Annotated in this window: 19 protein-coding genes; 5 read left to right on the top strand and 14 right to left on the bottom strand. The window is 71.5% G+C overall.

Translation table 11 applies throughout. The features are described 5' to 3' along the window. The first annotated feature begins 240 nt into the window (after window positions 1-240). On the top strand, window positions 241-1,239 hold the full coding sequence (locus ABCR94_RS37070; RefSeq protein ID WP_347125723.1) for an oligopeptide/dipeptide ABC transporter ATP-binding protein: 999 nt from the start codon (window positions 241-243) through the stop codon (window positions 1,237-1,239). Window positions 1,240-1,328: 89 nt separating this feature from the next. Here ABCR94_RS37070 and ABCR94_RS37075 read toward each other — a convergent pair whose 3' ends face one another. The 9 genes from ABCR94_RS37075 to rimP form a co-directional block, all read right to left on the bottom strand. Next, entirely contained in the window at window positions 1,329-2,279 is a 951-nt protein-coding gene (locus ABCR94_RS37075) for a bifunctional riboflavin kinase/FAD synthetase (RefSeq protein WP_347125724.1), read from the bottom strand. A gap of 43 nt (window positions 2,280-2,322) precedes the next feature. Next, window positions 2,323-6,081, bottom strand: coding sequence for a trypsin-like peptidase domain-containing protein (locus ABCR94_RS37080; protein ID WP_347125726.1), 3,759 nt, complete (start codon window positions 6,079-6,081; stop codon window positions 2,323-2,325). A gap of 260 nt (window positions 6,082-6,341) precedes the next feature. Beyond that, the gene (truB, locus tag ABCR94_RS37085) at window positions 6,342-7,241 is read right to left on the bottom strand and encodes a tRNA pseudouridine(55) synthase TruB (RefSeq protein WP_347125728.1); all 900 of its coding nucleotides are present in this window, start codon (window positions 7,239-7,241) and stop codon (window positions 6,342-6,344) included. Continuing rightward, on the bottom strand, window positions 7,238-7,690 hold the full coding sequence (gene rbfA, locus ABCR94_RS37090; protein WP_347125730.1) for a 30S ribosome-binding factor RbfA: 453 nt from the start codon (window positions 7,688-7,690) through the stop codon (window positions 7,238-7,240). The genes truB and rbfA overlap by 4 nt, the downstream gene beginning before the upstream one ends. Window positions 7,691-7,717: 27 nt before the next feature. Next, the gene (locus tag ABCR94_RS37095; protein WP_283515848.1) at window positions 7,718-8,011 is read right to left on the bottom strand and encodes a DUF503 domain-containing protein; all 294 of its coding nucleotides are present in this window, start codon (window positions 8,009-8,011) and stop codon (window positions 7,718-7,720) included. A 152-nt stretch (window positions 8,012-8,163) separates the two neighbouring features. Continuing rightward, entirely contained in the window at window positions 8,164-11,307 is a 3,144-nt protein-coding gene (gene infB, locus ABCR94_RS37100; RefSeq protein WP_347125732.1) for a translation initiation factor IF-2, read from the bottom strand. 147 nt (window positions 11,308-11,454) lie between these two features. Next, window positions 11,455-11,742, bottom strand: coding sequence for a YlxR family protein (locus ABCR94_RS37105; RefSeq protein ID WP_347125733.1), 288 nt, complete (start codon window positions 11,740-11,742; stop codon window positions 11,455-11,457). Window positions 11,743-11,817: 75 nt separating this feature from the next. After that, the gene (gene nusA, locus ABCR94_RS37110) at window positions 11,818-12,810 is read right to left on the bottom strand and encodes a transcription termination factor NusA (protein ID WP_347125735.1); all 993 of its coding nucleotides are present in this window, start codon (window positions 12,808-12,810) and stop codon (window positions 11,818-11,820) included. 2 nt (window positions 12,811-12,812) lie between these two features. Continuing rightward, window positions 12,813-13,337, bottom strand: a complete 525-nt coding sequence (gene rimP / locus ABCR94_RS37115) for a ribosome maturation factor RimP (RefSeq protein WP_347125736.1) — start codon at window positions 13,335-13,337, stop codon at window positions 12,813-12,815. A gap of 156 nt (window positions 13,338-13,493) precedes the next feature. Between rimP and ABCR94_RS37120 the strand changes: the two genes are divergently transcribed. The 3 genes from ABCR94_RS37120 to ABCR94_RS37130 all read left to right on the top strand — a co-directional run bounded on the left by ABCR94_RS37120 (window position 13,494) and on the right by ABCR94_RS37130 (window position 15,498). Beyond that, window positions 13,494-14,078 (top strand): hypothetical protein, encoded by a 585-nt coding sequence (locus tag ABCR94_RS37120; RefSeq protein WP_347125737.1) that lies wholly within the window; start codon window positions 13,494-13,496, stop codon window positions 14,076-14,078. Continuing rightward, entirely contained in the window at window positions 14,075-14,530 is a 456-nt protein-coding gene (locus ABCR94_RS37125) for a ferritin-like domain-containing protein (protein ID WP_347125738.1), read from the top strand. Before ABCR94_RS37120 ends, ABCR94_RS37125 begins: the two co-directional genes overlap by 4 nt. 71 nt (window positions 14,531-14,601) lie before the next feature. Next, window positions 14,602-15,498: an aminoglycoside phosphotransferase family protein gene (locus ABCR94_RS37130; protein ID WP_347125740.1), complete on the top strand. Its 897-nt coding sequence runs from the start codon at window positions 14,602-14,604 to the stop codon at window positions 15,496-15,498. Between the two features lie 73 nt (window positions 15,499-15,571). Here ABCR94_RS37130 and ABCR94_RS37135 read toward each other — a convergent pair whose 3' ends face one another. Then, window positions 15,572-16,465 (bottom strand): NAD(P)-dependent oxidoreductase, encoded by an 894-nt coding sequence (locus ABCR94_RS37135; protein WP_347125742.1) that lies wholly within the window; start codon window positions 16,463-16,465, stop codon window positions 15,572-15,574. An 86-nt stretch (window positions 16,466-16,551) separates the two neighbouring features. On the opposite strand from ABCR94_RS37135, the gene ABCR94_RS37140 reads away from it, so the two are divergent. Further along, window positions 16,552-17,142 carry a TetR/AcrR family transcriptional regulator gene (locus ABCR94_RS37140; RefSeq protein WP_347125744.1) on the top strand — a complete coding sequence of 197 codons (591 nt, stop codon included), beginning with the start codon at window positions 16,552-16,554 and terminating at the stop codon, window positions 17,140-17,142. 83 nt (window positions 17,143-17,225) lie between these two features. Here ABCR94_RS37140 and ABCR94_RS37145 read toward each other — a convergent pair whose 3' ends face one another. The 4 genes from ABCR94_RS37145 to ispG all read right to left on the bottom strand — a co-directional run bounded on the left by ABCR94_RS37145 (window position 17,226) and on the right by ispG (window position 21,715). After that, a complete protein-coding gene (locus tag ABCR94_RS37145; protein WP_347125745.1) occupies window positions 17,226-18,920 on the bottom strand; it encodes a proline--tRNA ligase in 1,695 nt (564 codons plus the stop codon). Window positions 18,921-18,989: 69 nt separating this feature from the next. After that, on the bottom strand, window positions 18,990-19,559 hold the full coding sequence (locus tag ABCR94_RS37150) for a GNAT family N-acetyltransferase (RefSeq protein ID WP_347125747.1): 570 nt from the start codon (window positions 19,557-19,559) through the stop codon (window positions 18,990-18,992). Window positions 19,560-19,585: 26 nt separating this feature from the next. Further along, window positions 19,586-20,431, bottom strand: coding sequence for a GNAT family N-acetyltransferase (locus tag ABCR94_RS37155; RefSeq protein ID WP_347125748.1), 846 nt, complete (start codon window positions 20,429-20,431; stop codon window positions 19,586-19,588). A gap of 126 nt (window positions 20,432-20,557) precedes the next feature. After that, window positions 20,558-21,715, bottom strand: coding sequence for a flavodoxin-dependent (E)-4-hydroxy-3-methylbut-2-enyl-diphosphate synthase (gene ispG, locus ABCR94_RS37160; protein WP_347125749.1), 1,158 nt, complete (start codon window positions 21,713-21,715; stop codon window positions 20,558-20,560). Window positions 21,716-21,779: the final 64 nt, after the last annotated feature.

Below are 21,779 nucleotides of genomic sequence, written 5' to 3' on the forward strand. Positions count from 1 at the left end.
CGTGTCCTCAATCTCCCCCATTGCCTTAAGGGCATGGGGGGACCCCCTCGACGGGCTGAAGTTGCCCGGCGTTTGAGGACCGGGGTCCGGGGCGGAGCCCCACCACGCGGCGGCAGCCGCAAAAAGACACAGCGGGAAGGGGCGGGTAGGGGACAGCGCCGCAGGCAACCCGCACCCACCACCGGCCCGCACCGGCACCGCCACCCCCACTCCCCCACCACCCCACCGGAGTCGCCAGACATGAGCGCCACGCCTCTCCTCTCCGCCGCCGGCCTGCACGTCACCTTTCCCGGCCGCCGCGGCGCCCCCGCCGCCCGCGCCGTCGACGGCGTCGACCTCGATATCCACCCGGGTGAGATCGTCGCGCTGGTCGGCGAGTCCGGGTGCGGCAAGACCACCCTCGCCCGGAGCCTGCTCGGCCTGGTCGCGCCCACCTCGGGCGCCGTCACTTTCGGCGGACGGCCGCTGGACTACCGGTCGCGGGCCCTGAAGGCGTACCGCAAGCGCGTACAGCTCGTCCTCCAGGACCCGAGCGGTTCACTCAACCCCCGCCACACCGTGTACGACGCGGTGTCCGAGGGGCTGCGCATCCACGGGTACGCGGGCGACGAGCGGGAGGCCGTCGCCGGGGCGCTGTCGCGCGCCGGGCTGCGGCCGCCCGAGCGGTTCTTCCTGCGCTATCCGCACGAGCTCTCCGGCGGTCAGCGCCAGCGCGTCGTCATCGCGGGCGCACTCGTCCTCGATCCCGAACTCATCGTCGCCGACGAGCCGGTGGCCTCGCTGGACGCATCCGTACGGGGTGAGATCCTGGCACTTCTGCTGTCGCTGCGCGACGAACTGGGCCTCTCCGCCCTGGTCGTCACCCACGACCTCGGTCTGGCCTGGAACATCGCCGACCGCGTGGCGGTGATGTATCTGGGCCGGATCGTGGAGACCGGCCCGGCCGAGCAGGTCCTGACGGCACCTCAACACCCTTACACACAGGCCCTATTGTCCGTCCTACCGGAATCCGGTGAGCAGCCGGTGATCCTCACCGGTGAGCCGCCGGACCCGTCCCGCATCCCCGGCGGCTGCCGCTTCCACGCCCGGTGCCATGTCCTCGCGTCCGGGGAGGCCGCGCGGGCCGGTGTCGACTCCGCGTGCCGCACGACGCCGCTGCCCGTGCTGACCGGCGGCGACGAGGCGCAGGTCGCCTGCCACTGGGCGGCGGCGGCCCACGCACCGGCGCCGACTGGGTAGCCTCGGACCGCGCAACGGCGCAGAGTTCTTAGCCGCGGCCTGCACACCGGGCAGACCTCACGCCCGCGGCGTTTCGCGTCGCGCGCCGATCAGCCCGCGTACGCCCCGATGAGCTCGCTCGCGCGCTTCACATCGGCCCCGATGGCCACCAGGAGCGCGTCGATCGACTCGAACTTCTCCATGCCGCGTACGTACGCGAGGAAGTCGACGGCGACGTGCAGCCCGTACAGATCGAGGCCCACGCGGTCGATGGCGTACGCCTCGACCGTCCGCTCGGTGGCGTCGAACTGCGGGTTCGTGCCGACCGAGATCGCGGCGGGCATCGTCTCGCCGTCCGCGGTCAGCCAGCCCGCGTACACCCCGTCCGCGGGGATCGCGGTGTGCGGCAGCGTCTCCACGTTCGCGGTCGGGTAGCCGAGCTCTCGGCCGCGCTGCGCGCCGCGCACCACGATGCCCTCGACGCGGTGCGGGCGGCCCAGGATCTCCATGGCGCCCTCGACATCGCCCTCGACGACGAGCCGCCGGGTCAGCGTGGAGGAGAAGGGCTCGCCGCCGCCCGCTTCGCCGCGCACATACAGGTCGACGACCTCGACCTCGTAGTCGTAACTCGCCCCGAGCTCGGCCAGCAGCGCCACATTGCCCGCCGCCCGGTGCCCGAAGCGGAAGTTGGGACCTTCTATGACGGCGCGCGCGTGCAACTTGTCGACCAGCACCTTCGCGATGAACTCGGCCGGTGACAGCTTCGAGAACTCGGCGGTGAAGGGGAGGATCAGCAGCGCGTCCACACCCAGCTCGGCCATCAGTTCGGCGCGGCGGTGGTGCGGGGCCAGCAGCGGCGGGTGGCTGCCGGGGCGTACCACCTCGCTGGGGTGCGGATCAAAGGTGACGACGACCGACGGGAGACCCAGCTCGCGGGCGCGGTCCACCGCCCGCCCGATGATCAGCTGGTGTCCACGGTGCACACCGTCGTAGGAGCCGATGGTGACGACGCTGCGTCCCCAGTCCTGGGGGATGTCCTCCAAGCCACGCCAGCGCTGCACTGTGACCGCTCCTCGCCCGAACCTGTGTACGTGGGATTGACTCTTACGCAGGTCTAAGACTGCCATGCCCGAGGCCTGCGACTCGCATCGGCATGGGGGTGCTGAGGGTCTCGACCGTCCGGCGGGCGCTCGGTCCGATCACCACCGCCCATTCCTGCGGCGCGTCGGCCAGCCATCCGACGACCAGCGCGGCGAATCCGGGGACCTCGCGGGCCAGCTCGACCAGCCGCCGGTCGAAGCAGGTCGCCCCCTCGGGCGTACGGACGAGGAGCAGCCCGGTGCGGTGCACCAGGTCCCGGGTCCTGGCCTCGGCCCTGTCCCCGGCGCCGAGCGCGGCGGCGCGCAGCAGGGCGTCGAGGACGGCCAGGTCCCTGGCCTCGTACTGCTCGTACTCCATCAGTACGTCGAGCAGCTCGGCCCGCAGCGGACGCGAGGCCCGGCTGCCCGGCGCGGCGAGTACGGGGGCCAGGGCGCGCCGCACCTGGACGGGACGGCCCCGCAGCAGGCTGGTGACCAGCGGGAAGAGGACGGCCCGGCAGGCGGGGCCGTGCTCGATGCGCCGGTCCACGTACGCGGCGGCGTGTGCGGCACCCTCGGGGCTGCGGTCGACGTACTCCTGGACGAGGGCGGCGGCGCGGCGGGCCAGCGCGGGCGTGTTGACGTCGGCGAGGGCGCGCAGCACCTCCCCGGCCCCCTCGCCCCCTCGGCCGAGCCGCGCCTGGAAGGCGGCGAGCACGGGCTCGGGGTGGGTGAGCAGCGCCGTGGTGAGGGCACTTGCGGGCAGCTGCGGTGCGTCGGCGGCGAACGCGGCCAGCGCTTCGGGCAGATACCGGGACCTGGTGTGCGGATCGCGTACGAGCAGGGCGAGCGCCGGCCCGTGCAGGGTGGCGTCCGCCGGCCGGGCGAGCAGCGACAGCGCTGCGTACCGCAGCAGTTCGCGATCGGCGTCGGACCTCACGTGTGGGGCGGTGGCGGGCCCGTAGGCCGCGGCCGCGACCCGTCGGCCCGGCCGGTCGGCGTCGTGGGCCCAGCGGTCGACGGCCCGGCAGAGCGCGGAGGGCTCGTCCTCGGCGAGCGCGGCGAGGAGCTCGTCGGCGCGGGGGTGCGCGCAGTCGACGAGCGTCTCGGTCAGGTCGTCGATGGCCAGCTCACGGCGCGCGTACAGGAGCGCCTGGGCGGCCCCGGCGACGGTGGGCCGTACGGCGGCGCCGTCCGCCGCGGGCAGCGGCCGTTCGTCGTCGAACCAGCGGCACAGCAGCGGCTGTACGCTCCGGGGCCCGTCGGCGAGCAGTCGTGCGACGGCGTCCAGGTACCGCTCCTGCGGGGCGGGGCCGCCCGGCGCCCCGTCCGCGGGTACCAGCCGCCGCAGCAGGTCGATCCGCTCCGCCTCGTCCACCCGCAGCGCGTCCCAGAACCACGGCCCGAACTCGCTGAATCCGCCGAGGTGTTCGGGCCCGCCCTCGCGGACCGAGCGGGCGGTGACACGGTCGGCGAGATGGCGCAGGACGGGCAGGTACGACTCGATGCCGACCACCCGCAACAGGACCTCCCCGAGCAGATGGGCACCCCACCAGCAGGCGTCCCCGGCGCGATCGGCGACCGGTCCGGCAGCCGGCGAGCCGTCGGCCTCCGCCGTGCCCGCAGCCGGTGCGGCGGCGCTCTCCGGCGCGGTGTCGGCTGCGGTGTCCGGCCGGGGCTTCAGGATGTCGAGCGCGTCGATCAGGCCCTCAAGTCTGCGGGCCAGCGCGGCCGGACCGTGGTCGCGGCCCAGAAGCAGCAGCGCCTGGACGACCGGGCCGATGCGGTGCCGCGGCACGGGCAGGGAACGCGGCGGGTCGGCCTCGTCCGCGCTGCCCGCGTCGGCGTGCGAGCCCGGCGGGGGCGGGACGTAGGGCCGGCCCACCCGCGGGCTCCCGGCCGAGCTCACGGCCGGGCGTGAGGGGAGGCGGACCGGCGCCCGCGCGGTGGCCGCACCCGGATCCGATGGGTCGAGGGCGGCTGGCGCGTCCCCGCGTTCGCGGTGGACCAGGGCGTACAGCGCGGCGTCGACGTCCAGATGCGCGCCCTGCACCCAGTCCGCGAACTCCTCGTGGGCGAACCGGTATCCACCGCTCGCCGGCACCAGCAGCCCCTCCGTGAGCACCGCGGACGCCCACCCCGTGCGCCACGGAAAGATCTCCTCGAAGGATTCGCGGTCCAGCTCCCCCTGCCCGGGACCCAGGCACCGCCGTGCCGCCTCGTGCACCTGTCCGGAGACCTTCGCCGCCAGCCGCCGGACCGCCGTACCCCTCGGCGAAGGCCGGGCCGCCGCCGCCAGCCGCACCGCGACCCGCAGGCACATCAGGTCCAGGTGCGCGGCGAACACCTCGTCGCGGCCCGGCCGCCCCGCGACGTCCTCCGGCAGCGCCTCCCGCACCTCCGCGAGCAGCCGCAGCGTCAGCGGATGCCGGGAGTCGCGCTGCGCGAGCGCCGTGTCCCCGATGCCGTACCGCTTACGGGCCCGCTGCGCCTGGCGTGCGGACAGGTCACCGACGCGGACGGCCGCGGGCAGCCTGCGCGCCGGGCGTCCTGGCCGGTGCAGCGCTCCGCACGGGTACAGCTCCCCGGCCTGCTCCCAGTGCTCGGGGCGACACGCGACGACCAGCCGCGCCCCGGCGGTCCGCAGCCAACTCGCCGTCCCCGCAGCCCATTCGGGCAGCCGGTGCGCGAGCGCGGGCGGCATCTCCTCGGGGCCGTCGAGGAGCACGAGCAGCGGCCGTCCTGCGTCGAGGGCCAGCCGTGCGACGCGCTCGGGGGTGGCCGGCGCCGGGTCGCCCCGCTCCCCCGAGGCTGCGACGATCCGCCCGGCCTGCCGCAGGGCGCGCGCCATCGCGTCCGCGACCGACCGGTCACCGGCGCGCAGATCGGCGCCGCGCAGCCACAGGGTCGGGGCCGGTTCGGCGCCCCGGGCCCGCCGGGCGGCCAGCGCGGCCAGCTCCGTCGTGCGTCCGGTCCCCGGATCGCCGACCAGGCCGAGCACCAGGGAGTCGGTGGACGCCTCGAAGGACGCGAACTCCCTGCTGATGTCGGGTCGTTCGACCGGGTCCTGCCAGCTGCTCGGCCCGCCGACGGATCCGACGCAGGTCGCGGTGAGCTGGAGCGCGCCCGCGAGGTTGAGGTCGCGCCCGTAGCCGGGGACGGTCGCCGCGTTGCGTCGCAGCAATTCGGCCAGCGGGCCTTCCGGGTCGGTGGCCGCCGCCTCCCGAAGCGGCACGGCGAAGCCCGCCCCCCGGCGCCCCGACTGCAGCGCGGTGCCGAGCACGGCGAGCACCGCGCCGGTCCCGGCATCGAGGACGGGCCCGCCGGTGGCTTCCCCGCCGAGCCGCAACGCGTCACTGCCGGCTGTGCCGATCGCCAACTCGACGGCGCAGTCGACCAGATGGAAGCGGTCGGTGGCCGTGTAGGTGACCGAGGCCGGGCCGAGGATCCGTGCGTCGCGCCAGCCGTGCGCCACCAGTCGTACGTACGTCCCTGTCTCGACCCCGTCCCGGGCGGTGACCGGTACCGGCCGCACCCCGAGCCCCTCGGTGCGCACCAGCGCGAGATCCATCTCGGGCAGTCCGGTGATCGCGTCGGCCTCGGCGAGACAGGTCCGCTGGCCGGGCGCGTGCAGCACGACGCGGGTCAGGCCGTCGACGGCCTCATGGCTGGTGATGACGGTGCCCCGGTCGTCCGCGACGAATCCGGTCCCGCGCGGGCGGCCTGCCAGGTCGCAGATCCGCACCAGTGTGACCGGCGATACCGGCACATCCCGTACCGCCATCGCCGTCCTCCCGCCGCCCCGTACTTCCCGACGGTAGGTCGCCAGTGATCAGCAGGAGAAGGACGCACAGCGAAAGCGCCCCCCATTGCACCCCCTATTCACTCCGAGCGCCTGCCCATTGGGGTGAATCCGCGGGGCTGGGTGGACAGACCCCTACCGAGGGGGATCGTGGAGCGGACAGCCGGGGGGCCGTCCGCTCCACGATGGGACCCACCGGGTGATCCGGGTGATCCAGGTCGGTCGCACTCGGTCGTGCTCGGTCAGCCGAAGACCGCGAGGCTCTTCGCCTTGCCGCGGCTCTCCTCGACCAGGGCGAGGAAGCGCCCCTCGGGGTCGAAGACGGCGACCGGACTGGTCTCGTACGACGGCATGTCGAGCCGTACGCCGTTCGTCAGCAGGCCCGCCCGCTTCTCGTCCACGTCCCAGCGCGGGAAAGCGGCCGCGGCGGCGTCCGCGATCGGCATGACCGCGAAGTCCGCCTGGAGCTCCTCCAGCGTCTTCGCCGCGTCGAGCCCGTAAGGGCCGACCCTGGTGCGGCGCAGCGCGGCCAGGTGTCCGCCGACGCCGAGGCCGGCGCCGAGGTCACGGGCGAGGGCGCGGATGTACGTACCGGAGGAGCAGACCACCGAGACGATCAGGTCGACGACGGGCGTCCCGTCCTCGGCCACCGCCGCGCGCACATCGTGCACCTGGAAGGACGAGACGGTGACCGGCCTGGCCGGGATCTCGAACTCCTCGCCCTGGCGCACCCGCGAGTACGACCGCTTGCCGTCGATCTTGATGGCGCTGACCTTGGACGGCACCTGCATGATCGCGCCGCTCAGCGCGGCAACGCCCGCGTCGATGCCTGCCCTGCTCACCCCGGAGGCGTCGACGGAGGCGATGATCTCGCCCTCCGCGTCGTCCGTGATGGTGGACTGGCCGAGCCGGATCGTACCGAGGTACTCCTTCTCGGTCAGTGCGAGATGGCCGAGCAGCTTGGTGGCCTTCTCGATGCCGAGGACAAGCACACCGGTGGCCATGGGGTCGAGGGTGCCCGCGTGGCCGACGCGGCGGGTCTTGGCGATCCCGCGCATCTTGGCGACTACGTCGTGCGAAGTGAAGCCGGACGGCTTGTCGACAATGACAAGGCCGTCCGGCGTCGTGGTGGAACGCTTCATTCCGCGGTTTCGTCCTCGGTCTCGTCGTCCTCTTCGTCCTTGCGGTACGGGTCGGCGTCCCCGGCGTACGTCTTGCCGGTCGACACCTCGCGCACCTCCGCGTCCTTGGCACGCGCCTTGTCGAGGAGGTCCTCCATGGTGCGTGCGTTGTCCGGCAGGGCGTCCAGGACGAAGGCCAGGGACGGCGTGTGCCGCACCCCGGTCTGCCGGCCGACCTCGGAGCGCAGGACGCCCTTGGCACTCTCCAGCGCCTCCGCCGAAGCGGTGCGCTCCTCTTCGTCGCCGTAGACCGTGTAGAAGACCGTGGCCTCCCGCAGGTCACCGGTGACCCGGGCGTCCGTGATGGTCACGAAGCCCAGTCGCGGATCCTTGATACGCCGGTCCAGGGTCTCCGCGACCACGACCTGGATGCGATCGGCCAGCTTGCGGGCCCGCGCTTTGTCGGTCACCGGTCCGTCTCCTCTTTCGCTTTCATTTCAGTCTTCGTCGCCGTGCAGCCGCCGTCGAACGGACAGCAGCTCCACCTCGGGCCGGGCGGCGATCATTCGCTCGCACCGGTCCAGTACGTCTGTGAGATGCCCCGTCTCCCCGGACACCACCGCCAGGCCGATCTCGGCCCTGCGGTGAAGGTCCTGGTCCCCGACTTCCGCCGCGCTCACTGCGAATTTACGCTGCAGCTCGGCGACGATCGGGCGGACGATGGAGCGCTTCTCCTTCAACGACCGTACGTCGCCGAGGAGCAGATCGAAGGACAGTGTCCCCACATACATGTATGTCCGGATGTCCCGCCGGTGCGGGTTCGTGTCCCCGCCAGGGCTTGGCAGGGACACAAGAACCGTACACGCAACGGCCGGGGCCGATCGACGGAAATAACGCTCCGGCGACCGGCCCCGACTGACGCTGTACGGATCAGCTGTACGGCTTAGCCGCGCGGCTTCTCCCGCATCTCGTACGTCGCGATGACGTCGTCGATCTTGATGTCGTTGAAGTTACCGAGGTTGATACCGCCCTCGAACCCTTCGCGGATCTCGGTGACGTCGTCCTTGAAGCGGCGCAGACCCTGGATGTTGAGGTCCTCCGCCACGACCTTGCCGTCGCGGACGAGTCGAGCCTTGGTGTTGCGCTTGACCTCGCCCGAGCGGATGAGAACACCGGCGATGTTGCCCAGCTTGGACGAGCGGAAGACCTCTCGGATCTCCGCCGTACCGAGCTCGACCTCTTCGTACTCCGGCTTGAGCATCCCCTTGAGGGCTGCCTCGATCTCCTCGATGGCCTGGTAGATCACCGAGTAGTAGCGGACGTCGACGCCCTCGCGCTCCGCCATCTGCGCGGCGCGACCGGCCGCACGGACGTTGAAGCCGATGACGATGGCGTCGGAGCCCATCGCCAGGTCGATGTCGGACTCGGTGACCGCACCCACACCGCGGTGCAGGACCCGGATCTCCACCTCTTCGCCGACGTCGAGCTGGAGCAGCGAGGCTTCGAGAGCCTCGACCGAACCGGACGCGTCGCCCTTGATGATGATGTTGAGGTCCTGGATGAGACCGGCCTTGAGCACCGAGTCGAGGTCCTCGAGGGACACCCGGCGGGTGCGCTTGGCGAAGGCCGCGTTGCGCTCACGCGCCGCACGCTTCTCGGCGATCTGACGCGCCGTACGGTCCTCTTCGACGACGAGGAAGTTGTCGCCTGCGCCCGGGACGTTGGTGAGACCCAGGACCAGGACGGGGGTCGAGGGACCCGCTTCCTCGACGTTGTTGCCGTTGTCGTCGAGCATCGCCCTGACGCGGCCGTACGCGTCACCGGCGACCATCGTGTCACCGACGCGGAGCGTTCCGCGCTGGACGAGGACGGTGGCGACTGCGCCGCGGCCCTTGTCGAGGTGAGCCTCGATGGCAATACCCTGCGCGTCCATCTCCGCGTTCGCACGGAGGTCGAGCGAGGCGTCCGCGGTGAGGACCACGGCCTCCAGCAGGCTCTCGATGTTGAGGCCCTGCCGTGCGGAGATGTCGACGAACATCGTGTCGCCGCCGTACTCCTCCGCCACCAGACCGAACTCGGTGAGCTGACCGCGCACCTTGACCGGGTCGGCACCTTCGACGTCGATCTTGTTGACCGCGACCACGATCGGCACATTGGCCGCCTTGGCGTGGTTCAGCGCCTCGATCGTCTGCGGCATCACACCGTCGTTCGCCGCGACCACGAGGATCGCGATGTCGGTGGACTTCGCACCACGGGCACGCATGGCGGTGAACGCCTCGTGGCCGGGGGTGTCGATGAAGGTGATGGCGCGCTCTTCACCGTTGACCTCGGTGGCGACCTGGTACGCACCGATGTGCTGCGTAATGCCACCGGCCTCGCCCGCAACGACGTTCGTCTTGCGGATGGCGTCGAGGAGGCGGGTCTTACCGTGGTCGACGTGACCCATGACGGTCACGACCGGCGGACGGGAGACGAGCATTTCCTCGCCGCCCTCGTTCTCACCGAACTCGATGGAGAAGGACTCGAGAAGCTCGCGGTCCTCTTCCTCCGGGCTGACGATTTCGAGAACGTAGTTCATCTCGTTCGCGAGGAGCTGCAGCGTGTCGTCGGAGACGGACTGGGTGGCCGTCACCATCTCGCCGACATTCATCATCACGGCGACGAGCGACGCCGGGTTGGCGTTGATCTTCTCCGCGAAGTCGGTGAGGGAGGCACCGCGCGACAGCCGGACCGTCTGGCCCTGGCCACGCGGCAGCATCACGCCGCCCACGGACGGGGCCTGCATGGCCTCGTACTCCTGGCGCCTCTGACGCTTCGACTTGCGGCCACGACGCGCGGGCCCACCGGGACGGCCGAAGGCGCCCTGCGTTCCACCACGTGCGTTGGGACCACCGGGACGACCGCCACCGGGGCGACCGGCGAAACCGCCGCCACCACCGGCACCGCCACCGGGACGGCCGGCGAAGCCGCCGCCACCACCGGGACGACCGCCGCCGGGACCAGCCGGACGACCTGCGAAGCCGCCGCCTGCGGGGCGACCCGCACCAGCGCCGGCGCCGCCACCGGGGCGACCTGCGCCACCGGTACCGGGACCACGGCCACCGCCGGGGCCACCACCGGGACGCGGAGTACCGGCCGCGGGACGCGTCGGCATCATGCCCGGGTTCGGACGGTTACCCGCGGGGGCACCACCCGGACGCGGGGCGCCGCCCTGCGGACGGGGCATGCCACCGGGGGACGGACGAGCGCCGCCCTGGCCCTGCGGCCGGGGAGCGCCGCCGGGAGCACCCTGCGGACGCGGAGCGCCACCGGGGGCCGCCGGAGCACCGGGGCGCGGGGCGCCACCGGGGCGCGGGGCCCCGGGACGCGCCATGCCGGTGGAGCCACCGGAGGTGAACGGGTTGTTTCCGGGACGGGGACCCGCGGGACGGGCACCACCCGGACGCGCGGCCTGCTGACCCGCGGGGCGGGCCGGACGCTCGCCACCGCGGCGGTCGTCACGCGGGGCGCCGTCACGGCCACCGTCACGCTGACCGGCGGCCGGAGCCGGACGGGCAGGGGACGCGGCGGGACGCGGGCCGGGCGTGGCACCGGCGGCACGCGGGGCCTGCTGCGCGGGCGCAGCGGGCTGGGCCGGCTCGGGAGCCGAGAACTCGGCTACCGGCACCGGCGCCGGGGTGGGCTTGACCGGCGCGGGCTTGGGACCCGGACGCGGTCCTGCAGCCGGCGCCTCGGGGGCGCTGCTCTGCGGGGCCTCGGCAACGGCCGGCTTGGGGGCCGGGAAGCCGGGCTTGGGCGCACCCGGACGGGCCGCGGTGGTCGGGGAGGCCGGAGCCGCCGACGATGATTCGGCCGTCGCGGACGGCTTGGCGGGCGCTGCCTTGCGGGGCGCGCCAGGCTTCGCGGCGGGCTTGGCGGCGTTGCCGCCGGGGCCCTGCAAAGCGTCAGTCAACTTACGTACTACCGGCGCCTCGATGGTCGAGGAAGCCGAACGGACGAATTCACCAAGTTCTTGGAGCTTGGCCATGACGACCTTGCTCTCAACGCCGAACTCCTTGGCGAGTTCGTATACCCGGACCTTAGCCACTTCGCTCCTTTTAGGTCCGGGTTACCGCCGGACCGTCGCTACTTCATGGGCGTACTCATCGCGTACTCATCGAGTGCTCATCGCAATCTCGACCTACTTCCAACTCGCGAGGTACCTGACCGCACGGAGATCCGTGCCGTTCATTTCTTACGGTTCTTGCTGTGTCGCCTGCTCGACAAAACGGCTCAGCGCCGAGGTGTCGAGCGGTGCCCGGCCCCGAAAGGCCCGGGCGAACGCCCGGCGGCGGACCGCCAGGGCGATACAGACAGAGGCGGGGTGAACGTACGCACCCCGGCCGGGCAGCGTACCGCGTTGATCAGGGACACATTCGCCCTCGATCACCACGATGCGCAGCAGATCGCTCTTGGCCGCTCGCTCCCGGCACCCCACACAGGTTCGCTCAGGGCACGCGCGGGCATGCGTCCGGCCAGACACTATGAAGTCTACCTCCCCGTAGCGACCTCACCCCAATGGGGCAAAAATCGAACGGTTGTTGTCGTGAAATTTGCCTCAGTCCTGGTCCGAGGGCTCCTCGGTGTCAGAACGGATGTCGATGCGCCAGCCGGTCAGGCGGGCGGCCAGGCGGGCGTTCTGCCCTTCCTTGCCGATCGCCAGTGACAGCTGGTAGTCGGGCACGATGACGCGGGCGGAGCGGGCCCCCAGGTCCACGACCTCGACCTTGCTGACCCGGGCGGGCGACAGGGCGTTGGCGACCATCTCGGCCGGGTCGTCCGACCAGTCGACGATGTCGATCTTCTCGCCGAGCAGCTCGGCCATGACGTTGCGCACACGAGCGCCCATGGGGCCGATGCAGGCACCCTTGGCGTTCAGGCCCGACCTCGTCGACCGTACGGCGATCTTGCTGCGGTGGCCGGCCTCGCGGGCGATCGCCTCGATGACGACCGAGCCGTCCGCGATCTCCGGGACCTCCAGCGCGAAGAGCTGACGCACCAGGTTGGGGTGGGTGCGCGACAGCGTCACGGACGGACCGCGCACGCCCTTCGCCACCCGTACGACGTACGTACGCAGCCGCAGGCCGTGCTTGTAGTCCTCGCCGGGGACCTGCTCCTGGATCGGCAGGATGGCTTCCAGCTTGCCGATGTCGACCAGGACGTTCTTGGGGTCCCTGCCCTGCTGCACCACACCGGCGACGACGTCGCCCTCGCGGCCCGCGTACTCGCCGAAGGTGAGTTCGTCCGCGGCGTCACGCAGACGCTGGAGGATGACCTGCTTGGCGGTGCTCGCGGCGATCCGGCCGAAGTCGGACGGGGTGTCGTCGAAGTCCTTGGGCTCCTGGCCCTCTTCGAGGTCGGCCGGGTCTTCCTTCGCCCAGACCGTCACATGACCGTTCTCCCGGTCGAGCCGCACGCGCGCGTGGCGGCGGCTTCCGTCGGTGCGGTGGTAGGCGATGAGGAGGGCCGACTCGATCGCCTCGACCAGCAGGTCGAAGGAGATCTCCTTTTCTTTCGCCAAGCCCTTCAGGAGCTTTACGTCGATGTCCATGGCTACGCCTCCTCTTCCTTCTTGTCCTTGCGGTTGAACTCGATCTCCACGCGCGCCTTGGCGATCTCGGCGAAGGCGACCCGGCGGGCCTTGGGCTTGCGCCCCTTGACGCCCGGTACTTCGAGGTCGAGTCCCTCGTCGTCCACGGTCAGAATGCGCGCGATCAGCTCTTCGGCCGCATCGGCTTCGTCGGCCGCGGCGGCTTTGTTGAACTGCAGCTTCACCAGGCGACCGGTGGCGCGTACGTAATGGCGGTGTTCCGTCAGCGGGCGGTCCGCACCCGGCGAGCCGACTTCGAGGACGTACTCGCCCTCGCCCATCGCGTCCGTCTCGTCGAGCTTCTCGGAGATGGCACGGCTCAGCTCGGCACAGGTGTCCAGCTCCACGCCGTCATCGGAGTCCACAGTGATGCGCAACATGCGGCGCTTGCCTGCCCGGGACACCTCGATGTCTTCCAGATCGAGGCCCTCTGCGCTGACCATTGGTTCCAGGAGTCCGCGCAGCCTGTCGCTCTGGGTGGTGCTCATCCGGGTGACTCCTCGGCCGCGTGTGCTGTTGTGTGGGTCGTCGCGTGTCAGATCAAAGGGTATCCGGTCCCGAGGGGTGTTGCCGTCCGCCTGCCACGGACCCGCAGGTACGCTCGCCTGCGGTGATCACCGCAGAGCCCAGAGGGGGAGACACACGTGCGGCGCACGGGAACGACACGCAGGCGTGCGCTCGGCGTGACCGGGGCCGCGGCCGCCGGACTACTGGCCTCCGCTTGCGCGGAAGGATCCGGTCCGCGCGGCAGCGAGGGCTCCGCCCCCGGCACCCTCAGTGGGGCGGATTCGGCCTCGGCGGAGGCGCCCCTGCGCACGACCGCCGCCCGCGCCCGCCGCGAGCTGCTGGCGCACTACGACGCCGTCATCGCCGCACACCCCGCCGCCGCGGACCGGCTGAAGCCGCTGCGCGCGGCGGTGGCCAGGCAGGCGGACGCGCTGCGCGGCCCGGCCGCCGGGTCGACGCCGTCCCCTGCCGCCCCCGCCCCCACCTCCCCTTCGCCGTCGGGGTCGGGGTCGACGGCCGCCCCCACCTCACCGCCTGCGCCGCCCGTCGACCCCGACCGCAGGAAGGCGCTCAAGGAGCTGGCCGCCGCTGAGCGCCGCAGCGCCGACGGGCACGGTACGGCGCTCGTCGACGCCCCGCCCGAGCTGGCCCGCCTGCTGGCCTCCGTCGCGGCGGCCGGCGCCGCCCACGCGTACCTGCTGACCGAAGGGGACCCCAAGTGAGCAGCAGCGCCGCGGACCCGACGCAGGCCGTGCAGGCCGCGCTCGCCGCCGAGCACGCCGCCGTGTACGGGTACGGGGTCGTCGGCGGCCGGGTCGGTGATGACCGCAGGGGTGAGGCGCGGGAGGCGTACGACGCCCATCGCGCCCGGCGTGACGCGCTGGAGCGGACCGTGCGGGACCTGGGCGCAACCCCGGTGGCCGCGGCCGCGGCGTACGCCCTGCCGTTTCCGGTGCCGGACGCGGCGGCCGCCGTACGGCTCGCCGCGGAGCTGGAGGACCGGGTGGCGGGCGTCTACTCCGATCTCGTACGGGCCGCCGGGGGCCCGCTGCGGCGCGAGGCGGCGGGGTCGCTGCGGGAGGCGGCAGTGCGGGCCGTGCGCTGGCGGGGACGCAGCGTAGCCTTTCCTGGGCTCGCCGAGCTGACCACCTCGGCCGTGAGCCGCACGCAATGAGGTCGGGCCCCCTTTCGGGCCGGCACCGCTGATTGGCTCATGCATCGCCTTTTGAAGGGGACACCACACGTATGGCTTTCGAACCGCCGCAGCGGCTTGTACGGGCGCTCGGCGAGGCGCACGGGGCCAGTGCCGCCGCAGACTGGCTCGGGCGGCTGCCCGGGATCGCCGAGGAGGCGCTGTCGCGGCGGAAGCTGGACGTCGAGCGGGTGCAGGCGCCGGGCGGCCGGAGCAGCCTGGTCGTCCTCGTACGGCAGCAGGACGGCAGGCCCGCCGCGCTGAAGATCGCTCCGGAACAGGCCAGGGCCGACCTTGAGCGGGCGGCCCTGGCGCACTGGAACGGCTGGGGCGTGGTCAAGCTCCTCGACGACGAGGCGGACGACGGCCAGCTGCTCCTGGAGCGCCTGCACCCGGAGGTCTCGCTCCGCTCCCTGCCGGAGGCCAAGGCGCTGCTTGAGGCGGCCGGCACGGTCCGGCGGCTGTGGATCGAGCCGCCCGCGGGTCACCCTTTCGAGACCGTCGCCGAACGCACCGCACGCCAGGCCGAGCCGATGCGCGGCGCGGACCCGGCGCTCGCTCCGCTGGTGGACGCAGCGCTCGCGGCGCGCGACGAGCTGACCGCGTCCGGCGCCGAACTGTTGCTGCTGCACGGCAATTTCCGGCAGGGCAAGGTGCTCGGCGGCGACCGGGCGCCGTGGCTGGCGGTCGGGCCCGAGCCGCTGGTCGGCGAGCGGGCGTACGACCTTGCCCGCCTCGTCCGCGACCGGGTCGAGGACCTGGTCGCCGCGTCCGGCGGCCCTTCGGCCACGCGTCGGCGGGTCAACAAGCTCGCCGACTCACTGGAGGTCGACCGGGCCAGGCTGCACGGCTGGACACTGTTTCGCGCGGTGGAGTCGGGCGTACGGGCGATGGCGGCGGGCCGCGAGCAGGACGGCGAGCTGCTGCTGGAGTTCGCGGGCTGGCTGTAGGCGAGGGGGTGCGACGGCGGGTGCGGGTGCCCTGCCGGGGGCTGTTCCCCTACCCGCACCCCGGCCCCGCCTCCTACCGGCCGCCCGCCTTCTTGAAGATCTCGATCAGACTGGTCGCACTGTCTCCCGCGTGCCCCGCAGCCACCCCCCGCCGGAAGATGTCGAGCACAGCGGCGGGCAGCGCCGTGTCCACGCCCGCGTCCCGGGCCGTATGCAGCACGTGCTCGACGCTCGCCGCCCCCATGGCGAGCCGGTCGACGTCACCGGGGTGCTCCCCCGCATCGATCCGCGCGGTGTAGAAGCTGAAGAAGGCCGGCATGGTGGCCATCGACTCGGCGGCGTGCGGCAGGAACTCCTCTGCCGTGATGCCGTTCGCCTCGGCCACCGCGAGGGCATGCAGCCAGGCGACGAGAGTCGTCCAGAAGAGGTCCATGCCGAGCTGGTAGTAGAGCGCGGCCGAGCCGGGGTCCTCGCCCTTGTAGTCCGTGCCCGTGAGCACCTCCAAGGTGTCCTGATGTGCCTCGAAGACCTCTCTGGGACCGCTGTAGTACGTCGATGACTCCGGCTTCCCGATGCCGGGCGGATTCGTCTGCACTCCGCCCGTGAGGTACCGCGCACCGTGCCCCGCCGCCCACTTCGCCGCCTCCCGGGCCTTCCGCGGGGTGTCGGAACTGAGGTTGACGACGACGCGGCCCGACAGCGCCGCGGTGGCAGGCTCCAGGAGGGCGTACATCGCGTCGTAGTCCGTAAGGCTCAGGATCACCAACTTATTGGCCTCCAGGGCCTGTTCGACCGTGGCGGCCCGGCGCGCACCCCTGGCCACCAGTTCGTCGGCCCGGCTCGCCGTCCGGTTCCACACGGTCACCTCGTGCCCCCTGTCCAGGAACGCCGCCACCATCGCCTGCCCCATCGGGCCCAGGCCGATCACGGTCACGGACCGCACCGGCTGAACCGACTGCTTCTTCATGACATCCCCCTCTAGAACGAACGCTCTATCTAGCCGAGAACCTAGCACGACTCCAGAACGAACGCTCTATCCGATAGGCTCGACGCGTGAAGACCAACCCACAGCCACCGGAACTGGGCACGCGCGAGCGGATCGTCCGGACGACCTCACGCCTGATGCAGCGACACGGGTACGAGGGGACCGGGATCAAGCAGATCTCACGGGAGGCCGAGGCCACGCTCGGGTCGGTCTACCACTTCTTCCCGGGCGGCAAGCAGGAGCTGGCCGCGGCGGCCGTCCGCCACGGTGACCAGGAGTTCACCGACATGCTGCGCGAAGCGCTGGACGCCGAGAAGGACCCGGCGCGGGCGATCATCGCGTGCGCCCGCGACCTCGCCGAGGGGCTTCGGGCCTCGGACTGGATCGACGGCTGCCCCGTCACCGCCACGGTCGTGGGAACCGCGGGCCACGCCCCCGACATCCAGCAGGCCTCGGCCGAGGCCTTCGCGAACTGGCGCGCCGTGGTCTCCGACCGGCTCCGCGCATCGGGCATCGCGGAGCACGACGCCCTTGAGCTGGCGTTCACCGTGGTCAACACGCTGGAGGGGGCCGAGCTGGCCGCCCAGGTCGCCAGGAGCGACGAACCACTGGAGATCGCGGGCAGACACCTGGCCCGCCTGATCGGCTCGTACAGCTGAAGGCAGACAGCACGAGGGCCCCACGCGACCGCGTGGGGCCCTCGCCCGTTGGACCCGTTGTGCCCAGCCCCGTCCGGCGAGCGTCAGGCGGTCAGGCGGGCAACCGCCTCGTCCACCGTCAGCTCCTCGCGCTCACCCGTCCTGCGGTCCTTGAGCTCCACCACGCCCTCGGCGCTGCGGCGGCCCGCCACCAGGATCTTCGGTACGCCGATGAGCTCCGCGTCGGTGAACTTCACACCCGGCGAGACACCCGCACGCTCGTCCACCAGCACCCGCAGCCCCGCGGCGGCCAGCTTCTCCGCGACCTCGACGGCCAGCTCGGTCTGCAGCGCCTTGCCCGCCGCCACGACATGCACATCGGCCGGGGCGATCTCGGCGGGCCAGCACAGGCCCTGCGCGTCCGCGGTCTGCTCGGCGAGCGCCGCGACCGCGCGGGAGACGCCGATGCCGTACGAGCCCATGGTGACCCGGACCGGCTTGCCCTGCTGGCCAAGGACGTCCAGCTGGAAGGTGTCGGCGTACTTGCGGCCGAGCTGGAAGATGTGGCCGATCTCGATCGCGCGGCCCAGCTTGAGGCCGGTGCCGCAGGACGGGCAGGGGTCGCCCTCTTCGACAACCACGACGTCGAGGTAGTCGTCGACCTCGAAGTCCCGGCCGGCGACGACGTTCTTCGCGTGCTTCCCGTCCTTGTTCGCACCGGTGATCCAGGAGGTGCCGGGGGCGACGCGCGGGTCGGCGATGTAGCGGATCTTGCCGAGGCCCTGCGGGCCGACGTAACCCCGTACGAGATCGTCGCGGCCCACGAAGTCCTCGGCCGTCACCAGCTCGACGACGGCGGGCGTCAGGTGCTCGCCCAGCTTGCCCAGGTCGACCTCGCGGTCACCGGGCACGCCGACGGCGACGATCTCGCCGTCGATCTTGACCAGCAGGTTCTTCAGGGTCGCCGACGCGGGGACGCCGAGGTGCGCGGCGAGGGTCTCGATCGTCGGGGTGTCCGGGGTGTCCAGCTCCTCGACGGGTGCGTGCGCGGAGCCGTCGACCGCCGGGGTGCTGAAGGTGACGGCCTCCGTGTTGGCCGCGTAGTCGCAGGACGGGCAGTCCACGAAGGTGTCCTCGCCCGCCGCGGCCGGGGCGAGGAACTCCTCGGAGGCCGAGCCGCCCATCGCGCCGGAGACCGCGGACACGATGCGGTAGTCCAGGCCGAGGCGCGCGAAGATCTTCTGGTACGCCGCGCGGTGCAGGGCGTACGACTCGGCGAGGCCCTCGTCCGTGGTGTCGAAGGAGTACGAGTCCTTCATCTGGAACTCACGGCCGCGCAGCACGCCGGAGCGCGGACGCGCCTCGTCGCGGTACTTCGTCTGGATCTGGTAGAGCATCACCGGCAGGTCCTTGTAGGACGTGCACTGGTCCTTGACGATCTGGGTGAAGATCTCCTCGTGCGTCGGGCCGAGGAGGTAGTCGCCGCCCTTGCGGTCCTTGAGACGGAACAGCAGGTCGCCGTACTCCTGCCAGCGGCCGCTCGCCTCGTACGGCTCCTTGGGCAGCAGCGCCGGCAGCAGGACCTCCTGCGCGCCGATGTCGTCCATCTCCTCGCGCACGACGCGTGAGATGTTGTCGAGGACCCGCTTGCCCAGCGGCAGCCAGGACCAGATCCCCGCCGCGTTCCGGCGGACGTACCCGGCGCGCACCAGCAGCTTGTGACTGAGCGTCTCGGCGTCGGCCGGGTCGTCGCGCAGTGTCTTGACCATGAGACGGGACATGCGCTGGACCTGGGTCATGGTGAACTCCTGCGAAGAAAGTGTGATGGGCAGGAGGTTAGCCGTGCGGCGGGGGCACCGGGAAATCGGTTATGCGTGACGGGGCAGTGGAAGCGGAGCTCCCATGACGGCGTACGGCTTGGGCGCGCTGGGAAAAAGGACCTGCCGGGCGAGGTCCGCGTACCCCAGCGTCCGGTACAGACCGCGGGCCGGGCTCTCGGTGTCGATGGCCGAGAGGATGGAACGCGGCTGGTGGGCGGCGTCCGTGAGCATGGTGATCAGTTGCCGGCCGATGCCCCGCGCCTGGTGGCCGGGGTGCACGTGCAGCTCGGTGATGACGAAGGAGTCGTCCAGCCAGCCGTCGCAGCCGGTGTCGCGCAGATAGGGCTGCACGACCGTCGACCACCAGTGCGTACGGTCGTTGGGCATCCCGTACACGAATCCGACGAGCCGCCCGTCGGGCGTCGTAGCGCCGAGCGCGCGCGCACCCGGATTGAGCAGGTGCCGCAGGACGATGTGACGGCGTACGCCGATCTCGTCGTCGCTGAGCCCGAAGGCGACGGCCTGCACGGCGAGTGCCTCGTCCACCCGTGTGGCGAGATCGACGGGTCCGACCACGATGCCGGGGGTCCGGGGATCGCCGCCGGAGAGAGGTGCCATGCAGCGCACCCTACTGGGCCGCCGGGTCAGAACAACACGCTCATGAACGCGCCCACCTCGCGGAAGCCGACCCGCCGGTAGGACGCGCGGGCCGCGGCGTTGAAGTCGTTGACGTAGAGGCTGACGATGGGCGCGACATCGGCCAGCGCGTAGCGAAGCACTGCGGCCATGCCGGCCTCCGAGAGGCCCCGGCCGCGGAATTCGGGGGCCACCCAGACGCCCTGGATCTGGCAGGCCAATGTGGTCGCGGCGCCGATCTCGGCCTTGAAGACGACCTTGCCGTCCTCGATACGGGCGAAGGACCGCCCGGCTGCGACCAGTTCGGCCACCCGGGCCTGGTAGAGCAGCCCGCCGTCGCCTGCCAGCGGCGAGACGCCGACCTCCTCGGTGAACATGGCCACGCACGCGGGCATGATGACGTCCAGCTGGTCCTTGTGGATGCGCACGACGCCGGGGTCGGGCTCGACGGTGGCCGGCAGCTGCTCGGTGACCATGAGTGGCTGGTTCGCGCGTACGTCGCGGGCGGGGCCCCAGTTCGGTTCGAGCAGCCGCCACAGCTCGGCGGTCGGCTCGGCGGGGCCGACGATGGAGGAGCAGCGGCGGCCGGCCCTGCGGGCCCGCTCGGCGAAGGCGCGTACGGCTTCGGGGGTGGCGCAGATGGGGACGAGGTTGGCGCCGGAGTAGCACAGCGAGCGCAGGCGGCCGTCGGCGTACCAGCCCCACATCTCCCCGCCGAGCCGCCACGGGTCGAGGCCGGCGACCTGGACGCGGGAGGTCACGAAGGCATTGACGACGGGCTCGCTCTCAAGGATGGCGAGCACGGCGCCGAGGTCGCTGGGGTCGAGGACCCTGGTTGCGGTCTGAGTCAACACGTGAGGGGCCTCACCGTACGGTCTGCTGATCTCCGCACTGTACCTGCCACTTCTGCGGAGCGCCTCAAACGGTCCGGAGCCCCGCCATGGGCGGGGCTCCGGGGTGATCGATGTACTGCGAAGGGGTCAGCCGCTGACGGAGACGGCGGGCTCGCCCGACGCGATGCCGTCCTTCTCCATCTGCTCGGCGATCTTCATGGCCTCTTCGATGAGGGTCTCGACGATCTTCGACTCGGGGACCGTCTTGATGATCTCGCCCTTGACGAAAATCTGCCCCTTGCCATTACCCGAAGCCACCCCCAGATCGGCCTCACGCGCCTCACCGGGACCATTGACCACACAGCCCATCACCGCCACCCGCAGCGGCACCTCCAGGCCGTCCAGACCCGCAGCGACCTGATCAGCCAGCTTGTACACATCCACCTGCGCCCGCCCGCACGAAGGACACGACACAATCTCAAGCCGCCGCTGCTTGAGATTCAACGACTCCAGAATCTGCAGCCCGACCTTCACCTCCTCGACCGGAGGCGCCGACAACGACACCCGGATCGTGTCCCCGATGCCCTCACTCAACAGCGCACCGAAAGCCACCGCCGACTTGATCGTCCCCTGGAACGCCGGACCCGCCTCCGTCACACCCAGATGCAGCGGATAATCCGACTTCGCCGCCAGCAGCCGGTACGCGTTGACCATCACCACCGGGTCATTGTGCTTGACCGAGATCTTGATGTCGCCGAACCCGTGCTCCTCGAACAACGACGCCTCCCACAACGCCGACTCCACCAGAGCCTCCGGCGTCGCCTTGCCGTACTTCGCCATCAACCGCGCATCCAACGACCCCGCATTGACACCAATACGGATCGGCGTACCCGTCGCCGAGGCCGCCTTCGCGATCTCCTTGACCTTGTCGTCGAACTGCTTGATATTGCCCGGATTCACCCGCACCGCCGCACACCCGGCATCAATCGCCGCGAACACATACTTCGGCTGGAAATGAATGTCCGCGATCACCGGAATCTGCGACTTACTCGCGATCGTCGACAACGCATCCGCATCATCCTGCGTCGGACACGCCACCCGCACAATCTGACAACCCGAAGCCGTCAACTCCGCAATCTGCTGCAGCGTCGCCCCAATGTCGGACGTCCGCGTCGTCGTCATCGACTGCACCGAAACCGGCGCATCCCCGCCGACCGCCACGGTGCCAACCTGGATCTTGCGGCTGACCCTCCGGTCGGCGAGCTTCGTCGGAACGTCAGGCATTCCGAGAGAAATTGCAGTCATCGGCTGTGCAACCCCAAGGTGTGGATCATGGTCCCGAGATCGGCGGGCTCCAGTCTTCGAGGTT

The organism is Streptomyces changchenzhani (assembly GCF_039766235.1).
GTDB lineage: Bacteria > Actinomycetota > Actinomycetes > Streptomycetales > Streptomycetaceae > Streptomyces.